Raw genomic sequence first — 20,588 nt, 5'->3', positions numbered from 1 at the left:
CGGTTCAGCCGGCTTCGGCCGGGGTCACGGTTTTCAGCGCCAGCGCGTGGATCGCGCCGCCCATCAGGTCGCCCAGGGTGGCATAGACCATCCGGTGGCGGGCCAGCGGCATCTTGCCGGCAAAGGCCTCGCAGACCACGGTCGCTTCGAAATGCACGCCATCGTCGCCCTGCACGTCGGCGCGGGCGCCGGGCAGGCCGGTTTCGATCAGGTTGCGGATGGTGTCGGCGTCCAACGGGCTTTCCTAATAAAATGTGCCTCCATTCTACTTCCGCTGCGTGGCGTCCGCATGGCCGAATCCCTGTTGCCCCCCCGTTCCGTCGACCCTGCCGGCCTGGTCGCCAGCGGCCGCCGCGTCTTCGAGATCGAGCGGCAGGCGCTTGATGCCGTGGCCGACCGCCTCGGCGAGGCCTTCCAGCAGGCTTGCCAGGCGATCCTGGCCAGCCGCGGCCGGGTGGTCGCCACCGGCATGGGCAAGTCCGGGCACATCGCCCGCAAGATCGCCGCTACGCTGGCCTCCACCGGCACTCCCGCGTTCTACGTGCATCCGGGCGAAGCCGGCCATGGTGACCTGGGCATGATCACCGAGGCCGACGTGGTGCTGGCCCTGTCCTATTCGGGCGAATCGGACGAAGTGCTGATGCTGCTGCCGGTGCTCAAGCGCCAGGGCAACGTGCTGATTTCCATGACCGGCCGCCCGCAGTCCAGCCTGGCCACCGCCGCCGATATCCACCTGGACGTCAGCGTGCCGGCCGAGGCCTGCCCGCTGGCGCTGGCGCCGACCTCCAGCACCACCGCCTCGCTGGCGATGGGCGATGCGCTGGCCGTGGCCCTGCTCGACGCACGCGGCTTCACCGCCGACGATTTCGCCCGCTCGCACCCGGCCGGCAGCCTCGGCCGCCGCCTGCTGCTGCATATCACCGACGTCATGCACACCGGGGAGGACCTGCCCAGCGTGGGGGCCGACGCCAGCCTCAGCGAGGCGCTGGTCGAAATGAGCCGCAAGCGGCTGGGCATGACCGCCGTGGTCGATGCCGACGGTGTGCTGATCGGCCTGTTCACCGACGGTGACCTGCGCCGGGCGCTGGACAGCGCGCTGGACGTGCGCACCGCGAAGATCGCCGATGTGATGACCCGCAACCCACGTACCATCGGCGCCGACCAGTTGGCGGTGGAGGCTGCCCGGCTGATGGAGACCCACAAGATCACGGGCCTGATCGTGGTCGACGACCAGGGCCGGGCGGTCGGTGCCCTGAACATTCATGACCTGTTGCGGGCGCGGGTGGTTTAACCGACAGTCCGTAGACCCCATTCAGTCTGTACCGTCCCAACCCGAATCCACCGAGCCTGCCCCCCTGATGCCCTGGTCCCCCCTGCCCGCCTTCCCCGCCCACCTGCATGCCGCCGCGGCCCGCGTCCACCTGGCCTGCTTCGACGTGGACGGCACCCTCACCGACGGTCGGCTGTACTACGACAAGGACGGCAACGAGAGCAAGGCGTACTTCGTGCAGGATGGCCTGGGCCTGAAACTGCTGCAGCAGCACGGCATCCACCCCGTGCTGATCACCGCGCGCAACAGCCAGTCCGCGCTCAGGCGCGGCGCCGACCTCGGCATCGATACCCAGATCGCCGTGGGCGACAAGCTGGCCAGCGTGCAGGCGCTGTGTGCGCAGCACGGCATCGGCCTGGAGCAGGTGGCCTTCATGGGCGACGACCTGCCTGACCTGGCACCGCTGGGCGCGGTCGGCCTGGCGGTGGCGCCGGCCAACGCCCACCCGTGGATCGCCGAGCGCGTGCATTGGCAGACCCGCGCCGATGGCGGACGTGGTGCAGCCCGTGAGCTGTGTGACATCCTGCTGGCCGCGCAGGGACATGTGGACGCGGTCCTGGCGAGGTTCGGCGCATGAACCTGCCGAGCCTGAACTGGCGCACCCTGCTCGGCATCGGCCTGCTGCTGGCGGCCCTGCTCAGCAGCTGGGCGGCCCTGCGCAACCGCGACAAGGGTCCGGCCACTGCCGGCCAGGATGTCGGCGTGGACTACGTCCTGCACGACTTCCAGGTCGTCGCCCTGGATGAGCACGGCAAGGAATCGACCACCCTGCGCGCACCGTTGCTGGAGCGCCAGCGTGGCGACCAGACCATCAACATCGCCACGCCGCTGTTCGAGATGCCGGACAAGGATGGCAAGCACTGGACCCTGCGTGCCGAGACGGGCTGGCTCAGCGCCAAGGGCGACCAGATGAAGCTGCGCGGCAATGTCGCCGGCGACAGCCCGGCCGATCCGGGCGTGGTGCCGACCACCTTCCGCACCGACCACCTGGACGTGTTCCCGAAGGAGAACCGTGCCCGCACCGATGCGCTGGTCACCATGACCCGCCCCGGCATGGAACAGTCCGGCGTTGGCTTCGAGGTGGATTCGAAGAACAACACGTATCATTTCCTCAGCCAGTCCAAGGGCCGTTACACGCCCCGACGCTGATTCCGCCGCCCTCCTGCGACGTCCCCGGACAGGCGCAAGGCAGGCAGCCCACCCATCCGCCCCCGGTTTCCCGGGCGGCCCCACCGGTAGAACGGACCCCGATGAAGATTCCCTTTGCAGCCGTACTCGCGCTCGGTCTCCTTGTTCCCAGCGCTGCCTTTGCCAAGTCCACCGACCGCAACGAGAACATGAACATCGACTCCGGCGCGCAGTCGGGCGTGCTCACCGGCGATGGCAAGACCGTGCTCTCGCAGGGCGTGACCGTCACCCAGGGCTCGCTGGACATCCGCTCGTCCGAAGCCGAGATCTACCTGAAGGACGGCGAGGCCGTGCGTGCGGTGTTCACCGGCAAGCAGGCCACGATGAAGCAGCAGCTCGACGATGGCACCTGGATGGACGCGGTGGCTGATCGCATCGACTACGACATCAAGACCGAGATCATCACCCTGACCGGCAACTACAAGGTCACCAGCGCGCGCGGCACCAATGCCGGCCAGCGCATGGTCTACAACACCCGTAGCGGCGAAATGAATTCCGGTGGCGATGGCAGCCGCGTGCGCACCGTCATTCCGCCGAAGAACAAGAACGCGGCGGCACAGCCGGCGGCCACGCCCAAGGCGGCGGCGCCGGCCAGCACGTCGGCCAAGCCGGCCGGGAGCAAGAAGTAATGCTCGTCGCCAAGGGCCTGCGCAAGCGCTACAAGCAGCGCGAAGTCGTGAAGGACTTCGGGCTGACCCTCGACGCCGGTGAAGTGGTGGGCCTGCTCGGCCCCAACGGTGCCGGCAAGACCACCTGCTTCTACATGATCGTCGGCCTGGTCGCCGCCGATGCCGGCAGCATCGTGCTCGACGGCAAGGACATCACCAGCGATCCGATGTACACCCGTGCCAAGCAGGGCGTGGGCTACCTGCCGCAGGAGCCGTCGGTGTTCCGCAAGCTGACGGTGGCCGACAACCTCCGCCTGGTACTGGAGCTTCGCGAAGACCTGGATTCGGCCGGCCGCGAACGCGAATTGAACAGCCTGCTCGACGAGCTGCAGCTGGGCCATGTGGCCGACCAGCTCGGCGCCAGCCTGTCCGGTGGCGAACGTCGTCGCTGCGAGATCGCCCGCGCACTGGCCGCGCAGCCGCGCCTGATCCTGCTCGACGAACCGTTTGCCGGTGTCGACCCGATCTCGGTGGGTGAAATCCAGCGCATCGTCACCCATCTCAAGCAGCGTGGCATCGGCGTGCTGATCACCGACCACAACGTGCGCGAGACCTTGGGAATCTGCGACCGCGCGTATATCCTCGCCGAGGGCACCGTGCTGGCCCAGGGCTCGCCGGAGGCGATCCTGGACAACGCCGACGTACGTCGCGTCTACCTTGGGGATTCCTTCAAGCTGTGACCGCAGGCGCCGGGTCCCTTTCCTTCCGTTCGGCACAGGCATGAAGACTCGGCTGCAGACATCGTTGGGACAACAGCTGGTGCTCACGCCCCAGCTGCAGCAGGCGATCAAGCTGCTGCAGATGTCCACGACCGAGCTGGAGCTTGAAATCGCCCAGGCCGTGGAGAGCAATCCGCTGCTGGACTGGGCCGACAGCAACGACAGCAGTGCCGCCAATGAGGCCAGCGACAGCACCGATGCCGACGCGCCCGCCGAACGCACCGACAACGGCGACGACTGGGCGCCGGCCGAACTCGACTGGAGTGCCGCCGGCAGTGGTGGCAGCTTCGACGATGACGATGACACCGGCAGTGCCGCCGAGCGCGTGGCGGAAACCGAAACGCTGGCCGACCACCTGCTGTGGCAGCTGCACCTGTCGCATCTTTCCACGCATGACCGCAGCATCGGCGCTGCACTGATCGATGCGCTGGACGACGATGGTTACCTGCGCGAACCGCTGGCCACCATCGCCGAAACCCTGCTGCCGGCGGTCCATGCCGGTGAGGATGAAATCCTCGCGGTGCTGCATCGCATCCAGCGTTTCGACCCGGTCGGCGTTGCCGCGCGCACGCTCGGCGAGTGCCTGCAGCTGCAGCTGGACGTGTTGCCTGCCGACACGCCGGGGCTGGCGCTGGCGCGACAGATTGCCGCAGGCCCGCTGGAACGGCTGCCGCGCAGTGGCGTCTCCGGGCTGGCGCATGAACTGAAACAGCCGCTGGACGAGGTCGAGACGGCGGTCGCGCTGCTGCGCTCGCTGGACCCGCGTCCGGGCACGCAGATCGCGCCGCTGTCGCAGGACACCTATGTGGTGCCCGACGTGGTGGTGTGGCGGCAGAACGGCATCTGGCGCGCAGCGCTGGCGGCCCATGCCGGGCCGAAGGTGGTGATCCACCGTGGCTACGAACAGCTGATCCGCCGCTGTGGCGAGGCCGACGCCGGCTACCTGCGCGGCCAGCTGCAGGAGGCGCGCTGGCTGCTGAAGGGCCTGCAGCAGCGCGGCGAAACCCTGCTGCGGGTGGTGCGCAGCCTGATCCTGCAACAGGCCGGCTTCCTCGAATTCGGCGAGCAGGCGCTGCGCCCGCTGACCCTGCGCGAGATCGCCGCCGAGCTGGGCCTGCACGAATCCACGGTGTCGCGCGCGATCGCCCGCAAGCACGTGCGCACGCCGCGCGGCACCCTGCCGCTGCGCGCCTTCTTCGCCTCGGGCATCGATACCGAAGGCGGTGGCGAGGCGTCCAGCACGGCCATCCAGGCGATGATCCGCCGCCTGATCGACGACGAGAACCCGCGCAAGCCGCTTTCTGACGCCAAGCTGGCTGACCTGCTCAAATCGTCGGGAATTCCAGTAGCGCGACGCACCGTGGCGAAGTATCGTGAAGCCATGAACATTTCCGCCTCGCACGAAAGGGTCAGAATCGCTTGACGCGCCGCCGCGCCCGGCGGAGAGGTTCATTGGCACATCCGAACACAGGAGAAACCCGATGCGCATCGAAACGTTTGGCAAAGACGTCGAAGTCACCCCGGCCCTGCAGTCCTATGTAGAGGAGAAGCTGGCCCGGATCGGAAAACACTTCGACCAGCACTGCGAAGCGCGGGTGACCCTCAAGCTGCAGAAGACCGAACACCACGTCGACGCGAGCCTCAACATTCCGGGGCAGACCCTGCACGCCGAGGCCGGCGGCCAGACCATGTATGCCGCGATCGACCTGCTCGCGGACAAGCTTGACCGCCTGGTCATCAAGCACAAGGAGAAAAAACAGCAGCACGCACCGCTGCCGGTGGGCGACAATGGTGGCTGATCGCCACCGTTCCCCGCAGACATGCCCCTGACTGACCTCCTGGCGGCCGTGCAGACCCAGCTCTGCACGGCCACCGACCGTGACAGCGTCCTGCAGGCCGCCGCCGGGTTGCTGGCCTGCCGCCAGGCCAACGCCGAACAGATCTATCTGAACCTGTGCCAGCGCGAAGCCCTGGGCAGCACCGCGATCGGCCACGGCATCGCCATCCCCCACGGCCGCGCGCCGACCCTGGACCGCCCCCGTGGCGCCCTGCTGCGACTGGCGACCCCGGTCGATTTCGGCGGCGACGAACCGGTGGACCTGGTGTTCGCGATGGCCGTCCCCGCCCACTACACCCACCAGCACCTGATGCTGCTGTCCGAGCTGGCCGAGCTGTTTTCCGCACCGGACATCCGCCAGGCCCTGCGCGAAGCCGGCGATGCCCGGGCGCTGCGCGAGGCGCTGGACATGACCCCACCTGCGAGTGCCGCATGAATACCAGCATCACCGCCCGTGAACTGTTCGAACAGCAGCGCGAGCGGCTGGGGCTGCGCTGGGCCGCTGGCAAATCCGGTGAGAAACGCGAGCTGGAGGCCGGCAACACGGTCTCGCGGCGTCCGTCGCTGGCCGGCTACCTCAATGCGATCTATCCCAACAAGGTGCAGATCCTGGGCACCGAGGAACTGTCCTGGCTGGACGCGCTGGAACCCCGCCAGCGTTGGGAGACCATCGAGAAGATCATGCAGTCGCATCCGCTGGCGCTGGTGCTGACCCGCAACCAGGCGTGCCCGGAAGACCTGCGCGCGGCCGCCGATGAATCCGGTACACCGCTGTGGCTGTCGCCCAAGCGCGGCCACGAACTGCTCAACCACCTGTCCTACCACCTGGCGCGCACGCTGGCGCCGCGGGTGATCCTGCATGGCGTGTTCATGGAGATCTATTCCATCGGCGTGCTGATCACCGGTGAGGCCGGGTCGGGCAAGAGCGAGCTGGCGCTGGAGCTGCTAAGCCGCGGCCATCGCCTGGTGGCCGACGATGCGCCCGAATTCACCCAGATCGCCCCGGACGTGCTCGACGGCACCTGCCCCGAACTGCTGCAGGACCTGCTGGAAGTGCGCGGCCTGGGCGTGCTGAATGTGCGCGAGATGTTCGGCGACACGGCTGTAAAGAAGAACAAGTACCTTCGGCTGATCGTCCACCTGACCAAGCCGATGACCGAACCCACCCCGCATGGCTACGAGCGCCTGACCGGCGACTCGGGCACCCGCCATGTGCTGGACCTCGACGTTCCGCTGATCACCCTGCCGGTGATGCCCGGCCGCAACCTGGCCGTGCTGACCGAAGCCGCCACCCGCCTGCACATCCTGCGCACCAAGGGCATTGATCCGGCAGCGATGTTCATCGCCCGCCACAGCAATCTGCTGGAACGGCGAACACCCTGATTCCCCTGCCCCTCGAAGAGCCTGTCCATGAGCACCGCCACCCCCTCCGCCCCGACCCTGATCATCGTCAGCGGCCTGTCCGGCTCGGGTAAATCCGTCGCCCTGAAGACCTTCGAGGATCAGGACTACTACTGCTCGGACAACCTGCCGATCCACCTGCTGCCGGACTTCGTGCGCAGCCTGCTGGCCAACCACGATGGCAGCGCGCCGCGCCGGCTGGCGGTGGGCATCGACGTGCGCGGCCAGGCCGACCTGAGCCAGCTGGGCGACTGGCGGCAGCTGGCCATCGACGCCGGCGTGGAAGTGAAGGTGCTGTTCTTCGAGGCCAGCGACGAAACGGTGCTCAAGCGCTATGCCGACACCCGCCGCCGCCATCCGCTGAGCCAGCTGGGCCTGTCATTGCCCGAGGCGATCGCCCGCGAGCGCGAGCTGACCGCGCCATTGCGCCGCGAGGCCGATGCGGTGATCGATACCAGCAACCTCAACGTGCACCAACTGCGGCGGCGGATCATCACCGAGTTCGCGATGGACCATGCCACCGGCCTGTCGCTGCTGTTCGAATCATTCGCCTACAAGCGCGGTGTACCCGCCGAAGCGGACTTCGTGTTCGATGCGCGGGTGCTGCCCAATCCACACTGGGATCCGGACCTGCGTGCGCTCAGCGGCCGCGAACCGGGTGTACGCGACTACCTGGAAGCGCAACCGGACGTGCAGCGCTACCTGGCCCAGCTGATGGATTTCCTCGATACCTGGCTGCCGAAACTGGGGGATGGCACCCGCAGCTACGTGACCGTGGCGTTCGGCTGCACCGGCGGCAAGCACCGCTCGGTGTTCCTGGCCGAGCGCATGGCCCGGCATGCCCGCGAGATGGGCTGGCAGGACGTGGCGACGTACCACCGCGAACAGGATTGAGGGTGGCCGGCCGGGCTGCGCCCGGCACCCGTCGGTAGTGCCGGCCGCTGGCCGGCAACAGCAACAGCAACAGCAAAAGCGGCATTCCGTGGGATGGCGGGGCGGTGTGGGTAGGTGTCGACCTTGGTCGACACGATGGATCCACACCATGCGTGGATGAATCGCTGCCAGGCATCGAAAAACGCATGGGGTCGGATCCCTTTTCCAGGGGAAAAGGGCTCTGACCCCGATAGCGCTGAATACGGGACACAGTGCCCCTCATCTGCTGCTATCGCCGATTCACCTTGACCTGTTAACGTGCAGTAATGACCTGTGGCATTCTCCTCGTAACACATCCCGGGGTCGGGACCGCCCTGCTTGACGTGGCGACCCGGCTCCTGCGGCAATTGCCGCTGAAAACCGAAGCTTTCGAAGTACCGTTCGACGCAGACATGGACGCCCTGCTCCCGCTCGCCTCGGCCGCCCTGCGGCGGGTCGACAGTGGTGAGGGCGTGCTGATCCTGACCGACCTGTACGGCGCCAGCCCCGCCAACCTTGCAGGGCAGCTGGCCCGGCTGGGAACCCCGGTTCGCCGGGTGTCGGCGCTGAGCCTGCCGATGTTGCTGCGGGTGATGAATTATCCGGAACAGGGACTGGATCAACTGCCCGCCACAGCCGCGGCGGGTACCCGTAATGGAGCGATAGTCGACGATGCTTGAACGAGAACTCACCGTCAGCAACCGCCTGGGCCTGCATGCCCGGGCCACCGCCAAGCTGGTGCAGACCCTGGCGCCGTTCCGCTGCAACGTGACCATGGCCGCCAAGGGCCGTGAGATCAACGCCAAGAGCATCATGGGCGTGATGCTGCTGGCCGCCGGCCAGGGCACTCCGGTCACCGTGCGCATCAACGGCGAAGATGAAGCCGCCGCGATGGAGGCGGTGGTGGGCCTGTTCGAACGCCGCTTCGACGAGGACAGCTGAGCGTGCCACGCGCACGCGCTGGCCAGCTCCCTTCCGGCCAACGGCCGGTACAGCTGTTGGCCGGCCATGGCGCGGCGCGCGGAACGGCGATGGGCCGGGCGCGCGTGCGGCTGCCGCATGCACTGGAAGTGGCCGAGCAACGCGTGGCCGCCCACCAGGTCGAGGCCGAACTGGCCCGCCTGCACCGTGCGCTGGATGCCGCGCGTACGGAAATGCACGAACTGCGTCAGCGCCTGCATGGCGCACTGAACCAGGAAGTGGGCGAGTTCCTCGACCTGCACGCGTTGCTGCTGGACGACCCCGAGCTGCTGTATGGCCTGGACGAACTGATCCGCAGCGGCCCGTACAGTGCCGGCTACGCGCTGCGCCTGCAGCGTGACCGCCTGGCCAAGGTCTTCGATGGCATGGACGATGCCTACCTGAAGAGCCGCATGGACGATCTCGACCATGTGATCGGCCGCATCCACGCCTTCCTGCAACCCGAACGCCCGCCGGTGATGAAGGGCCTGGCCGGCGAGATCCTGGTCTGCGACAACATCGCCCCATCCGAACTGGCGCAGCTGCAGGCGCAGGGCGTGGTCGGCATCGTCACCGCCGCCGGCAGCGCGCTGTCGCACAGCGCGATCCTGGCGCGCAGCCTGCACCTGCCCCTGATCGTCAATGTGCCGCAACTGCTCAGCCGCGTCGCCGACGGCGACGTGCTGATCATCGACGGTGCCGACGGCAGCATCACCGTCAACCCGCTGGCCGACAACCTGCGTGACTACCGCGCACGCCTGAAGGAACACGCGCGCGAGCAGCGCGAGCTTGGCCGCCTGCGCAGCAAGCCCAGCCGTACCCGCGACCAGGTCGACATTGCCTTGCTGGCCAATGCCGAATCGCTGGAGGACGTCACCCAGGCGCATGCGCTGGGCGCGCAGGGGCTGGGCCTGTACCGCACCGAATTCCTGTTCCTGCAGCGCAACGAGCTGCCGGACGAAGAAGAACAGTTCCAGACCTACCGTGATGCCGCACTGGGCATGAGCGGCCGGCCGGTGACCATCCGCACGCTCGACCTGGGTGCGGACAAGGCTGATCGTACCGGCCTGACCCTGAGCAACGAAGAGAACCCGGCACTGGGCCTGCGCGGCGTGCGCCTGTCGCTGGCACGGCCCAAGGTGGCCGACACCCAGCTGCGCGCGATCCTGCGCGCCTCGGCCTACGGCAAGCTGCGCGTGCTGGTGCCGATGGTCAGCACCCGCGAGGAACTGCTGGCGGTGCGCCGGCGCATGCTCAAGCTGAGCGAACAGCTGCGCAGCGAAGGCCATATGGTGTCCGAGCACGTGCCGCTGGGCGCGATGATCGAAGTCCCGGCGGCGGCATTGGCGCTGGAGAGCTTCATCGATCTGGTCGATTTCCTGTCGATCGGCACCAACGATCTGGTGCAGTACCTGCTGGCCGCCGACCGCAACAACGAGGCGCTGGGTGAGTTGTATTCACCGTTGCACCCGGCGGTGCTGCGGCTGTTGCAGATGGTGATCGAGACCGGCGCACGCCACCGCATTCCGGTGGCGGTCTGTGGCGAGATGGCCGGTGATGCGCGGATGACCCCGTTGCTGCTGGCGCTGGGCCTGAGCGAGTTCAGCCTGCATCCCGGTACGTTGCTGGAGGTGCGCCGCGCCATCCGCGAAGCCGATCTGGGTGCGCTGCGCGCCCGTGCCCCGAAGCTGCTGGCCGCGCGCGACCGCCGCGCCATCGAACGCTGGCTGGCGCTGGTGGCCGATACGCCCTGACACCACCCGCTCGCCGGGCATGCACGCCTGGGGTCAGATCCCTTTTCCGCGGGAAAAGGGATCTGGCCCCGTCTCGTTGAAGGCCAAGAGGTTGCCGGCCAGCGGCCGGCACTACCGCCACCCGGCGGCTATGCGCTGAAACATCCCCTTGCGATAATGACGCGCTGAACACCCCTGTTGCCGCATCCTTGCCGGGATCGCGGCTTTTCTTATCCCGCGGGAGCTGCGATGGCTGAAGCTGTACGCCACGACAAGACTGCGCGCCAACTGCGGATGTTGTCCGATGCACTGGACAGCGGCCGGCTGGGCCCGGTACGTCGGCTGGTCAACACCCTGGCCCCGGCCGAGATCGGCAACCTGCTTGAATCGCTGCCGCCGGGCAAGCGCGAGGTGGTGTGGGGCCTGGTTGATCCGGAAGATGACGGCGAGGTGCTGGTCCACGTCGGCGAAGACGTGCGCGAGAGCCTGCTCGCGGACATGGACCCGGACGAGATCATCGCCGCGGTCGAAGACCTGGACATCGACGACCTGGCCGACCTGGTCGAAGACCTGCCCGATACGGTCATCGACGAGGTCCTCAAGTCGATGGACCGCGAGAACCGCGAGCGCCTGGAGCAGGTGCTGTCCTATCCCGAGGACAGCGCCGGCCGCCTGATGAACCCGGACGTGGTGACCGTGCGCGCCGACGTCAATGTCGACGTGGTGCTGCGCTACCTGCGCCTGCGCGGCGAACTGCCGGACCATACCGATCACCTGTTCGTGGTCAGCCGGCGCCATCAGTACCTCGGCCGGGTGTCGCTGGCGGCACTGGTGACCCACGAGGACACCACCCCGATCAACCGCCTGATCGACGACGAGCAGCCGGCCATTGACGTCGGCGAGAGCGACCAGGAGGTCGCCCGCCAGTTCTCCGACCATGACTGGATCTCCGCGCCGGTGGTGGACGACAACAACATCCTGATCGGCCGCATCACCATCGATGACGTGGTCGACATCATCCGTGGCCAGGCCGAGCACCAGGCACTGGGCGCCGCCGGCCTGGACGAGGACGAAGACCTGTTCAGCCCGGTCTGGCGCGCCATGCGCCGACGCTTGATGTGGCTGTCGGTGAACCTGTGCACCGCCTTCCTGGCCTCCAGCGTGGTCGGCCACTTCGAAGGCACCATCGACAAGCTGGTGGCGCTGGCCGTGCTGATGCCGATCGTGGCGGGCCTGGGCGGCAATGCCGGTACCCAGGTGCTGGCGCTGATGGTGCGCGGCCTGGCACTGGGCCAGGTGGGCGCGTCCAACGCGCGCACGCTGCTGTGGAAGGAGGTGCGGGTCGCCTTGTTGAACGGCGTGATGCTGGGTTCCGTGCTGGGGCTGATCGTGCTGGCCTGGTTCCACTCACCCGGGCTGTCGGCGGTGATCGCCATCGCGCTGACCTGCAACCTGCTGTTCGCCGCACTGGCCGGCGTGCTGGTGCCACTGACCCTGAAACGCTTCGGCTTCGACCCGGCGCTGGCCAGCGGCATCTTCCTGACCGCCGTGACCGACTCGATGGGCTTCTTCACCTTCCTCGGCCTTGCCACGCTGGTGCTGCTGCACTGAACCCTGCAGGGTCCGATCCCCGCCGCGCGGAGTTCCGACCCACGCCAAAACCCAGGGTCGGATCTCCGCTGCGCGGGGCTCTGACCCGTTTCCAACTGGACACCCATGGCCACCACGATCGAAAACTATTTCCAGCCCGGCTGGCGCGACCAGCAGCACACCTGCCCGGCCTGCGAATGGAAGGGCAGCTCGCGTGCCATGGAGATGGAGCTGGACGAGGACGCCACCGAGTACGCCTGCCCGGTCTGCGAGAACCCGCTGCTGGTGGTGCTGCATCCGGACATCGCGCAGGTGCAGGCGGCCGCCGCCGACGGCAATGCCGAAGCGCAGGAGCAGCTGGACATCATTGCCAGTTTCCCGCGACCGGAGTGACGCGCCGCACGATGCCGCGTTGACCTGCGGCGGGCTAGGATGCAGCTGACCCTGCCGCCCCGGGAAATCCCATGGTCCGATCGATGTCGCGCTGGCTGCCGCTGCTGGCCTTTCTGATGATGAGCGGTTGCACTTCGCTGCCGGACAGCGCGCGCGGCCGCTTCGAGGGCCGCGCAGTGAAGGTGGACGGCGAGACCGCCTACTACCAGGTGTTCATTCCGGCCGGCGTTCAGGCCACCGCTCCCACCAGACTCCCGGTCATCCTGTTCCTGCACGGCTCCGGCGAGCGTGGCGGCGACGGTGTCAAGCAGACCCATGCGGGGCTGGGGCCGCACCTGCGCAGGCACGCGGCCGACTTCCCCGCATTGGCCGTCTTCCCCCAGGTGCCGGGCCACCAGGAATGGAGCGGGCGCAACAACCGCGTTGCGCTGGCCGCCCTGGACGCCACCATCGCCGAGTTCGGTGCCGATCCCTCACGGCAGTACCTGACCGGGATGTCGATGGGCGGCTATGGGAGCTGGAACATCGCGCTGGATGACCCCGGGCGCTTCGCCGCGATCGTGCCCGTGTGCGGCGCGGTGCTGGCGCCGCGCGCGGTGCGCCCGACCCTGTTCGTCGAGCAGGTCGCCCAGGAAACCGATCCGTATGCGGCCATCGCCCAGCGCCTGAGAGGCACGCCGATCTGGATCTTCCACGGTGCGCTGGATGATGTGGTGCCACCGGACGACGATCGCAGACTGCACGCCGCATTCCGGAGCGCCGCTGCACGCGACGTGCGCTACACCGAGTACCCGGACGGCAACCACAACGCCTGGGACGCCACCTATGCCGACCCGGCGATGTGGGCATGGCTGTTCGCGCAGAAGCGCTGAGCCGCAGCTTCAGTAGTTGCCAACCTTGGTTGGCATTGACTGCCCTGGTAGTTGCCAACCTTGGTTGGCACTGACTGCTCTGGTAGTTGCCAACCTTGGTTGGCACTGGCCTACCTGAAACCAACCCATTCCCCGATGTTCACTGGAAGCAGGCCCGTCCATGCTTGCTCCATGCAGAACACACGTCTCCTGCTCGGTCGTCGCTCCAGCATCGGCCTCAGCTATATCCTCACCACCGTCGTCCATGACCGCGCGCCGCTCTTCACCAACGCCGCAGCGGCCGCCTTGGCAGTCCGCGAATTCCAGCGACTGGATCAGGAAGGCTTCACCCGCTCGATTGCGTACGTGGTCATGCCCGACCACATCCACTGGCTGGTCGAACTACGTGCGGGAACGCTGGAAACCGTCATGAAGCGTTTCAAGTCGCGCACAGCCCAGCAGGCAAACCGGTTGCTGGGGCGAGTCGGGCGCTTCTGGCAGGCCTGCTATCACGATCATGCGATCCGCTCTGACGAATCGTTGCACCGGCATGCGATGTGCCTGATGGGAAATCCGATCAGGGCCGGACTGGCGACGCGGCTTGGGCAATATCCCCATGCATGGTGCGAATGGGAGCTTGGGGCTTCGTGTGATCCGCTCGACAACTTGGGCGCGGATGGATAGTGCCAACCAAGGTTGGCATCTACCAGAGCGGTGCGCGGACAAGCCGCGCGGCAAGTGTGTCAACCAAGGTTGACACCTACCAGAGCGGGTGGTCAGCCCAGCAGGGTTTCCAGCACGGCCATGCGCACGGCGACGCCGTTGGCGACCTGGCGCAGCACCCACGACTGCGGGCCGTCGGCCACGTCGTCGGTCACTTCCACGCCGCGGTTGATCGGGCCCGGGTGCAGCACCGCGGCATCCTTGCCGGCGCGCGCCAGGCGCTCGCGGGTCAGGCCGTACTGGGCGTGGTACTGCTCCAGCGACGGCACCAGGCCTTCTTCCATTCGCTCGCGCTGCAGGCGCAGCATCATCAGCGCGTCGACGCCTTCCAGCATCGCGTCGAAATCATCGCCGACCACGCAGCCCTTCAGGGTCTCATCGTCCGGCAGCAACGACTGCGGGCCGCACACGCGGATCTCACCCACGCCAAGCGTGCGCAGCGCATGCAGGTCGGTGCGGGCCACGCGCGAGTGCTTCACGTCGCCGACGATCACCACTTTCATCTTCGAGAAATCCGGGCCCTTGGCCTGGCGCAGGGTCAGCATGTCCAGCAGGCCCTGGGTCGGGTGCGCGCTGCGACCGTCACCGGCGTTGATCAGTGCGGTGCCCTCGCCCGCCGCTTCTGCCAGTGCGGCTACCGCGCCATCCTCCGGGTGGCGCACCACGAAGCCGCGCACGCCCATCGCTTCCAGGTTGCGCAGCGTATCGCAGGCGGTTTCGCCCTTGCGGGTGGACGAGGTCGAGGCATCGAAGTTGAGCACATCGGCGCCCAGGCGCTGCGCGGCCAGCTGGAACGAGCTGCGGGTGCGCGTGGACGGCTCGAAGAACAGCGTGCACACCGCCGAACCGGCCAGCACGTGGCGCTTGTTGCCGACGCGGCCGACTGCGGCATCGCGGATCTGACCTGCCCGGTCAAGCAGCTGCAGCAGGGTCCCGCGCGGCAGGCCCTCCAGGGTCAGCAGGTGGCGCAGGCGTCCGGAGGCATCGATTTGCTGGGCGGTCATGGCGGTGTCGGGCAGTCAGGGAATGGGGGTGGCGTCGTCGGGAGACGACAGCCAGCGGTCGATGATCACCGCCGCGGCCACGGCATCGAGGGCGGCCGCATCACGGCGGCGCTTGCGCCCTTCGGCGCGCTCGACGGCGAAGCGGCGGGCGGCCTCGACCGAGCTGGAACGCTCGTCGATCATCACCACCGGCAGTTTGAAACGTTCCCGCAGCTGGCGGGCGAAGCCCTGCGCGCGCTTGCGGTTGGGTTGGTCCTGGCCGTCCAGGGTCAGCGGGTCGCCGACCACCAGGCCGTCGGGCTTCCATTCCTTGAGCAGGCGTTCGATCGCGGTCCAGTCCGGGCCATTGCCGTGCACATCGACCACCGCCACCGCGCGCGCATGCGCAGCGAAGGCACTGCCGATGGCCACGCCGATCCGCCGCGAGCCGACGTCGAAACCCAGAACGGTGCCGTCACGGCGGATCGCCGGGACAGCAGGAGCCGGTACGGGCGTGGCCGGCTCAGACATGGCCGCTGTAGTCGGTCAGCCGGAACAGGTCCACGCCGATGCGCGAGGCCGCACCCTGCCAGCGCTGCTCCAGTGGCAGCTGGAACACCAGCTCGGCATCGGCCGGCACGGTCAGCCAGCTGTTCTCGGACAGCTCGCTTTCCAGCTGCCCTGCGCCCCAACCGGCACACCCGAGGGTGACCACGGCATTGGCCGGGCCTTCGCCACGCGCCATCGCTTCAAGGATGTCGCGCGAAGTGGTCAGGTACAGGCCGTCACCCACGATCAGGCTGGAATCCCACGCCCGCGCGTCGTCATGGATGACGAAGCCGCGCTCGGGATGCACCGGGCCGCCGTTGAGCACCATGCGCGCCTGCAGGTCGCCGTCACCGGTGGTGATGTCCATCTGTGCAAGCACTTCACCCAGCGTGTACTCGGAAGGCTGGTTGACCAGCACGCCCATCGCCCCGTTCTCGTCGTGCTGGCAGATCAGCGCGACGCTGCGGGCAAAGGTCGCGTCGAGCAGCGACGGCAGCGCGACGAGGAGGTGATCGGCGAGGGAGGTCGGCGTTACAGGCATGGTCCCATTCTACCTGCTGGGGGCGGGATGGTCGCGCAAAGGCGGCGAACCGCGATGGGCTAGGATGGTGCTTTGCCATGGAAGGTCATCGATGCAGTCTTCATCGCCCCTGACCCTGCCGGCACGCGGCGCCATCGTCCTGATTGCCCTGCTGCAGGGTCTGATGCTGTATGCCGCGCAGGAACTGTCCGATGCGTGGCCGTTCCGCGATATCGGCTGGCGCTACTGCTGGTACGCCTGGGTGCTGGCCATTCCCAGCGCGGTGGCGCTGAGCCTGGTCGAGCTGGGCCAGCGCCGCCTGTGGCTGCAGGCCGTGCTCGGCTCGGCGGTGGTGCTGGCGCTGGCCGCCTGGATCGGCTGGAACCTCACTGGCGAGACCGCGCTGGAGTCGAGCGCGCTGCAGTTTCCACTGACCCTGGGCATCGCCGTGGCGGTGTTCGTGGCCCTGCCCTGGTGGCAGTTCCAGCTGCAGCACGGGCATTGGCGCGCCAGCTACCCCGAGCTGTTCGAGCGCGCCTGGCAGAACGGTTTGACCCTCGCCCTGGCGGCGCTGTTCACCGGGCTGACCTGGCTGCTGCTGTGGCTGTGGGCGGCGCTGTTCCAGCTGCTGGAGGTCACCGTCTTCCGCGACCTGTTCCGACAGGATGCCTTCATTGCGCTGGCTACCGGCAGCCTGGCCGGGTTCGGCGTGCTGATCGGGCGCACCCAGCACCGCGCGATCCAGATCACCCGCCAGGTGCTGTTCGCGATCTGCCGCGGACTGCTGCCGCTGCTCTCGTTCATCGCCGTATTGTTCGTGCTGAGCCTGCCGCTTACCGGGCTGGAACCGCTGTGGAAGACCCGCTCGGCCGCCAGCCTGCTGCTGGTGCTGTCGCTGTTGCTGGTGACGTTCACCAATGCGGTCTACCAGCAGGGGGACGACACCGCGCCCTACCCCGTCGTGCTGCGCCGTCTGGTTGAAGCCAGCCTGCTGGCGCTGCCGGTCTACGCCGCACTGGCGCTGTACGCACTGGGGCTGCGCGTGGTGCAGTACGGCTGGACCGTGGACCGGTTCTGGGCGGTACTCGTCGCAGTGGCCGTGGCCGGCTATGCCGTGGGCTACGCGCTGGCGGTGCTGCGCCGGCAGCGCCGCTGGTTGCAGATGCTGGAGCCGGTCAACCGCTGGATGTGCTGGGCGGTGCTGGCACTGGCATTGCTGGGCAACTCGCCGCTGCTGGACCCGGTGCGGCTGACCCTGTCCAGCCAGCTGGCGCGCCTGCGTGCGGACCCGCCCGCGATCACCAGCAGTGACGTCAACGTGCTGCGCTTCGATCTTGGCCACCGCGGCGTGCGGGCGCTGCGCGAGCTGCAGCGTGATCCAGCCATCACCGCCGATGCCAACGCGCCACAGGTGATCGCGGCCGCGCTGGCACGTACCTCGCGCTGGGATGACGGCCAGCGCCTCGACAAGGGGCCGCAGGACGTCGTGGCCCTGCAGCGCGCGCTGAAGCTGGCCAAGGGATCCAGCTCACCACCGGACGACTGGTGGCAGGCACTGGCCACGCGCGCGATCGATGGCGAATCCTGCGCCCAGAGCGAGCGCGACTGCCTGATCGTGCATCGCGACCTGGACGGCGATGGTACCGGCGAAGTGCTGCTGTGCGAGCTGTACACCATCCGTGGGCCGGACTGCGTGCTGTACGCACGTGGCAGGGACAACCACTGGCGCCGGGCCGGTTCGCTGTTCGGCACCGCCAGCGGCCAGGCCGAGGCGATCAACCAGGCGCTGCGTGATGGCAAACTCACTCTCGAACCGCCACGCTGGCCGATGCTGTCCATCGGTGGGCGCCCCGCAGTGGCCATCGATCCCGAACCCGAATCCAGCGAGTCTTCCCCATGAGCGGCTACTGCCTCATCGCCCCGGGCCATCCGGTGCACGACTACTACCACGCCAACGAGTACGGCTTCCCGCAGCGTGACGAGCGCGAACTGTTCGAGCGGCTGGTGCTGGAAATCAACCAGGCCGGGCTGAGCTGGGAGACGATCCTGAAAAAGCGCGAGGGCTTCCGCGCGGCCTATGACGGCTTCGATGTCGACCGCGTGGCGGCCTATGCCGAGCAGGACATCGAGCGCCTGCTATCGGACGCGGGCATCATCCGCAACCGGCTGAAGGTACTGGCCGCCATCCACAACGCGCAGGTGATCCAGCAGCTGCGGGCCAGTCATGGCAGCTTCGCGGCGTGGCTGGATGCGCATCACCCGCGCAGCAAGGCCGACTGGGTGAAGCTGTTCAAGAAGACCTTCCGCTTCACCGGTGGCGAGATCACCGGCGAGTTCCTGATGAGCCTGGGCTACCTGCCCGGCGCGCACGCCGAGGATTGCCCGGTGCATGCGCGGCTGCTGAAGCTGTCGCCGCCGTGGTTGCAGGCCGCCGTCCGCTGAGGGATCTCCGCGCGTGGATGCCGGTAGTGCCGGCCGCTGGCCGGCAACCCCGTTGAACGGTCACACGCCCATGTAGCGGCCGGGGCGGTGGTTGAACATCAGCACCAGGCTGAGCACCACCGCGCCGATGGCCGAGTACAGCACCTTCGACGGCGACAACACGAAGAACGCGGCCACCATCAGGCAGGCGTCGTAGGACATCTGCACCTTGCCCGCGCTCCAGCCGCGGGTGCGCTGCAGGTACACCGCCAGGATGCCGATGCCGCCGAGACTGGCACGATGGCGGATGAAGAACAGGATACCCAGGCCGGACAACGCACCGCCGACGATCGCCGAATACAGCGGGTTGATGTGCGAGAAGTCGATCCAGCGCGGCAGCAGGTCGGTCAGCACGCCACAGGCGGTGACCGCGGCGAAGGTCTTCAGGGTGAATTCCCAGCCCATGCGCCGCAGCGCCACCCAGTAGAACGGCAGGTTGACCAGCACGAACACCAGGCCGAAGTTCCAGCCCATCGCGTAGTGCAGCAGGAAGGCCATGCCCGCCATGCCGCCGATCATCAGCCCGCCCTTGGCGAAGATGGCCAAGCCCAGCGAGGCCACCATCGTGGCCAGCACCATGCCCTGCACGTCCTCGGCGATCGAGTGACGCAGCGCTTTTTCGTCGGCGGTGGTGCCAGCACTGTCGGGCGGCGGGGTCAGCGGACCGGCGGTGACCAGGTGGCCGTCAGCGTCGTCGCACGGCGCGGGGCCATGGGAAGGAAGGGACATGCGGGTGGGGAACAGCGGGTGGGGAGCGGTATTAGACACGATCTGCATGACAGTTGCAGATGAAATCGTTCAGTCAGATTCGCCCATTCAGGTTATCCCGGGACCGCTACAGGCAGCACGGCCAGCATGTCCTCTCCGTCGTCGTCCATCCCGGTCTCGACGAACCCGAAGCTGCCGTAGAAGGCGCCGGCCACCGGATTGCGCGGGTTGTAGCAGATCTCGATCTCGGCCAGACCGGGCGTGGCCCGGATCTGCGCCAGCGCGAGTTCCAGCGCGCGTCGACCGATGCCACGGCCCTGCCAGTGTTGATCGACCATGAAGCGCCAGATCGACATCCGCTGCGGCGTCTCCGGCACCCACATGAAGAACCCGACCAGCTCGCCATCGGCCTGGATGGCGCGGGTCTGGTAGCCGGGATGAAACGCCGCCTGCACCAGCGACCAGGTATTGCTGGCCACGAAGCCCTGCTGCGCATCGCTGACGTCGAGGTCGCACACCGCTTCGTAGTTGTCGGGGGTGATCGCTTCCAGCGTGACCTGCATGCGGGCGTCCTGCCTGGGGATGGACGCCCAGTCTGCCCGCCCCTGCATCCGGTGGAGCAAGGCCGCCGACAACCGTTCAGCGCGGGGTTGCCTGCTCAGCCCTTGCCGGCCAGATGGTGAGCCACCAGTGCGTTGGCATGGCCATGGCCCAAGCCATGTTCACTCTTCAGGAAGCTGACCAGTTCCATGTGTTTCAGGCCCTTCTTCCCGGCCAGCAACCCGAACCAGTGCGCCACCGGCTGCCCGTAGGTCTTCTCGATGGAGGGGAAATACGAGGCCGGGCCTTTCGGCTTGGTGTCAGTGCTCATGTGCAGCTCCCGTTGAAGTCATTCATTCGACGAACCACAGACGCAGAAATCGACACACCCAAACGTCCGACCCCGCCTCGCCCGACAGGCCGCAGCCAACTGTCGAAGGCGGGGTGGGTCCGGTTGAGGGGGTGTGAGCGGCATGGATGCCGCGACCAAGCCCCCATGGAT

At 67.7% G+C, this 20,588-nt stretch carries 26 protein-coding genes; 19 read left to right on the top strand and 7 right to left on the bottom strand.

Translation table 11 applies throughout. The features are described from left to right. Positions 1 to 4: 4 nt before the first annotated feature. Complete coding sequence (locus AC5P98_RS01355) at positions 5 to 235, bottom strand: BolA family protein (protein ID WP_005408396.1); 231 nt, start codon at positions 233 to 235, stop codon at positions 5 to 7. 54 nt (positions 236 to 289) lie between these two features. Here AC5P98_RS01355 and AC5P98_RS01350 point away from each other — a divergent pair, with 54 nt between their 5' ends. From AC5P98_RS01350 to AC5P98_RS01270, 17 genes are all read left to right on the top strand, one after another. Beyond that, positions 290 to 1,291, top strand: coding sequence for a KpsF/GutQ family sugar-phosphate isomerase (locus AC5P98_RS01350; RefSeq protein WP_014646236.1), 1,002 nt, complete (start codon positions 290 to 292; stop codon positions 1,289 to 1,291). 67 nt (positions 1,292 to 1,358) lie between these two features. Beyond that, on the top strand, positions 1,359 to 1,907 hold the full coding sequence (locus tag AC5P98_RS01345; protein ID WP_049405389.1) for a KdsC family phosphatase: 549 nt from the start codon (positions 1,359 to 1,361) through the stop codon (positions 1,905 to 1,907). After that, positions 1,904 to 2,479 carry an LPS export ABC transporter periplasmic protein LptC gene (gene lptC, locus AC5P98_RS01340; protein WP_014646235.1) on the top strand — a complete coding sequence of 192 codons (576 nt, stop codon included), beginning with the start codon at positions 1,904 to 1,906 and terminating at the stop codon, positions 2,477 to 2,479. The genes AC5P98_RS01345 and lptC overlap by 4 nt, the downstream gene beginning before the upstream one ends. Positions 2,480 to 2,580: 101 nt before the next feature. Beyond that, a complete protein-coding gene (lptA, locus tag AC5P98_RS01335; protein ID WP_032959333.1) occupies positions 2,581 to 3,147 on the top strand; it encodes a lipopolysaccharide transport periplasmic protein LptA in 567 nt (188 codons plus the stop codon). Further along, the gene (gene lptB / locus AC5P98_RS01330; RefSeq protein ID WP_005415558.1) at positions 3,147 to 3,866 is read left to right on the top strand and encodes an LPS export ABC transporter ATP-binding protein; all 720 of its coding nucleotides are present in this window, start codon (positions 3,147 to 3,149) and stop codon (positions 3,864 to 3,866) included. Before lptA ends, lptB begins: the two co-directional genes overlap by 1 nt. A 40-nt stretch (positions 3,867 to 3,906) precedes the next feature. After that, entirely contained in the window at positions 3,907 to 5,328 is a 1,422-nt protein-coding gene (locus AC5P98_RS01325) for an RNA polymerase factor sigma-54 (RefSeq protein ID WP_014646233.1), read from the top strand. A gap of 58 nt (positions 5,329 to 5,386) precedes the next feature. Further along, positions 5,387 to 5,704 (top strand): ribosome hibernation-promoting factor, HPF/YfiA family, encoded by a 318-nt coding sequence (gene hpf, locus AC5P98_RS01320; protein WP_005415556.1) that lies wholly within the window; start codon positions 5,387 to 5,389, stop codon positions 5,702 to 5,704. A 21-nt stretch (positions 5,705 to 5,725) separates the two neighbouring features. Continuing rightward, complete coding sequence (locus AC5P98_RS01315; protein ID WP_032130191.1) at positions 5,726 to 6,178, top strand: PTS sugar transporter subunit IIA; 453 nt, start codon at positions 5,726 to 5,728, stop codon at positions 6,176 to 6,178. Continuing rightward, positions 6,175 to 7,125, top strand: a complete 951-nt coding sequence (gene hprK, locus AC5P98_RS01310; protein ID WP_005408388.1) for an HPr(Ser) kinase/phosphatase — start codon at positions 6,175 to 6,177, stop codon at positions 7,123 to 7,125. Before AC5P98_RS01315 ends, hprK begins: the two co-directional genes overlap by 4 nt. A gap of 27 nt (positions 7,126 to 7,152) precedes the next feature. After that, complete coding sequence (gene rapZ / locus AC5P98_RS01305) at positions 7,153 to 8,037, top strand: RNase adapter RapZ (RefSeq protein ID WP_049408261.1); 885 nt, start codon at positions 7,153 to 7,155, stop codon at positions 8,035 to 8,037. A gap of 305 nt (positions 8,038 to 8,342) precedes the next feature. Further along, positions 8,343 to 8,735: a PTS sugar transporter subunit IIA gene (locus tag AC5P98_RS01300; protein ID WP_032958481.1), complete on the top strand. Its 393-nt coding sequence runs from the start codon at positions 8,343 to 8,345 to the stop codon at positions 8,733 to 8,735. Continuing rightward, positions 8,728 to 8,997 carry an HPr family phosphocarrier protein gene (locus AC5P98_RS01295; protein WP_005408385.1) on the top strand — a complete coding sequence of 90 codons (270 nt, stop codon included), beginning with the start codon at positions 8,728 to 8,730 and terminating at the stop codon, positions 8,995 to 8,997. Before AC5P98_RS01300 ends, AC5P98_RS01295 begins: the two co-directional genes overlap by 8 nt. 2 nt (positions 8,998 to 8,999) lie before the next feature. Continuing rightward, positions 9,000 to 10,769: a phosphoenolpyruvate--protein phosphotransferase gene (gene ptsP / locus AC5P98_RS01290; RefSeq protein WP_032958484.1), complete on the top strand. Its 1,770-nt coding sequence runs from the start codon at positions 9,000 to 9,002 to the stop codon at positions 10,767 to 10,769. Positions 10,770 to 10,997: 228 nt separating this feature from the next. After that, entirely contained in the window at positions 10,998 to 12,359 is a 1,362-nt protein-coding gene (gene mgtE / locus AC5P98_RS01285; protein WP_008266103.1) for a magnesium transporter, read from the top strand. 105 nt (positions 12,360 to 12,464) lie between these two features. Continuing rightward, on the top strand, positions 12,465 to 12,731 hold the full coding sequence (locus tag AC5P98_RS01280; protein WP_049405333.1) for a hypothetical protein: 267 nt from the start codon (positions 12,465 to 12,467) through the stop codon (positions 12,729 to 12,731). Between the two features lie 71 nt (positions 12,732 to 12,802). Then, positions 12,803 to 13,603, top strand: a complete 801-nt coding sequence (locus AC5P98_RS01275; RefSeq protein WP_080354503.1) for a carboxylesterase family protein — start codon at positions 12,803 to 12,805, stop codon at positions 13,601 to 13,603. 171 nt (positions 13,604 to 13,774) lie between these two features. Then, positions 13,775 to 14,266, top strand: coding sequence for an REP-associated tyrosine transposase (locus tag AC5P98_RS01270; protein ID WP_049405329.1), 492 nt, complete (start codon positions 13,775 to 13,777; stop codon positions 14,264 to 14,266). Between the two features lie 92 nt (positions 14,267 to 14,358). Here AC5P98_RS01270 and AC5P98_RS01265 read toward each other — a convergent pair whose 3' ends face one another. Genes AC5P98_RS01265 through AC5P98_RS01255 form a run of 3 tightly spaced genes read right to left on the bottom strand, consistent with a single transcriptional unit; the run spans position 14,359 to position 16,378 of the window. Further along, positions 14,359 to 15,309: an aspartate carbamoyltransferase catalytic subunit gene (locus AC5P98_RS01265; RefSeq protein WP_014646226.1), complete on the bottom strand. Its 951-nt coding sequence runs from the start codon at positions 15,307 to 15,309 to the stop codon at positions 14,359 to 14,361. A gap of 15 nt (positions 15,310 to 15,324) precedes the next feature. Then, the gene (gene ruvX / locus AC5P98_RS01260) at positions 15,325 to 15,819 is read right to left on the bottom strand and encodes a Holliday junction resolvase RuvX (protein ID WP_046429259.1); all 495 of its coding nucleotides are present in this window, start codon (positions 15,817 to 15,819) and stop codon (positions 15,325 to 15,327) included. After that, positions 15,812 to 16,378 (bottom strand): YqgE/AlgH family protein, encoded by a 567-nt coding sequence (locus AC5P98_RS01255; RefSeq protein WP_014646224.1) that lies wholly within the window; start codon positions 16,376 to 16,378, stop codon positions 15,812 to 15,814. The genes ruvX and AC5P98_RS01255 overlap by 8 nt, the downstream gene beginning before the upstream one ends. Before the next feature lie 91 nt (positions 16,379 to 16,469). On the opposite strand from AC5P98_RS01255, the gene AC5P98_RS01250 reads away from it, so the two are divergent. Beyond that, complete coding sequence (locus AC5P98_RS01250) at positions 16,470 to 18,257, top strand: DUF4153 domain-containing protein (protein WP_032958493.1); 1,788 nt, start codon at positions 16,470 to 16,472, stop codon at positions 18,255 to 18,257. Further along, entirely contained in the window at positions 18,254 to 18,799 is a 546-nt protein-coding gene (locus AC5P98_RS01245; RefSeq protein WP_049405325.1) for a DNA-3-methyladenine glycosylase I, read from the top strand. Before AC5P98_RS01250 ends, AC5P98_RS01245 begins: the two co-directional genes overlap by 4 nt. 60 nt (positions 18,800 to 18,859) lie before the next feature. On the opposite strand, the gene AC5P98_RS01240 is transcribed toward AC5P98_RS01245, so the two are convergent. From AC5P98_RS01240 to AC5P98_RS01230, 3 genes are all read right to left on the bottom strand, one after another. After that, complete coding sequence (locus AC5P98_RS01240; protein WP_014036228.1) at positions 18,860 to 19,567, bottom strand: YitT family protein; 708 nt, start codon at positions 19,565 to 19,567, stop codon at positions 18,860 to 18,862. 92 nt (positions 19,568 to 19,659) lie between these two features. Then, complete coding sequence (locus tag AC5P98_RS01235) at positions 19,660 to 20,109, bottom strand: GNAT family N-acetyltransferase (RefSeq protein WP_032958497.1); 450 nt, start codon at positions 20,107 to 20,109, stop codon at positions 19,660 to 19,662. 95 nt (positions 20,110 to 20,204) lie between these two features. Beyond that, complete coding sequence (locus tag AC5P98_RS01230; RefSeq protein WP_014646220.1) at positions 20,205 to 20,417, bottom strand: DUF4287 domain-containing protein; 213 nt, start codon at positions 20,415 to 20,417, stop codon at positions 20,205 to 20,207. Positions 20,418 to 20,588: the final 171 nt, after the last annotated feature.

Source organism: Stenotrophomonas sp. YJH_SMC_135, assembly GCF_059372355.1.
This window is presented reverse-complemented; position numbering and strand designations above follow the sequence as displayed.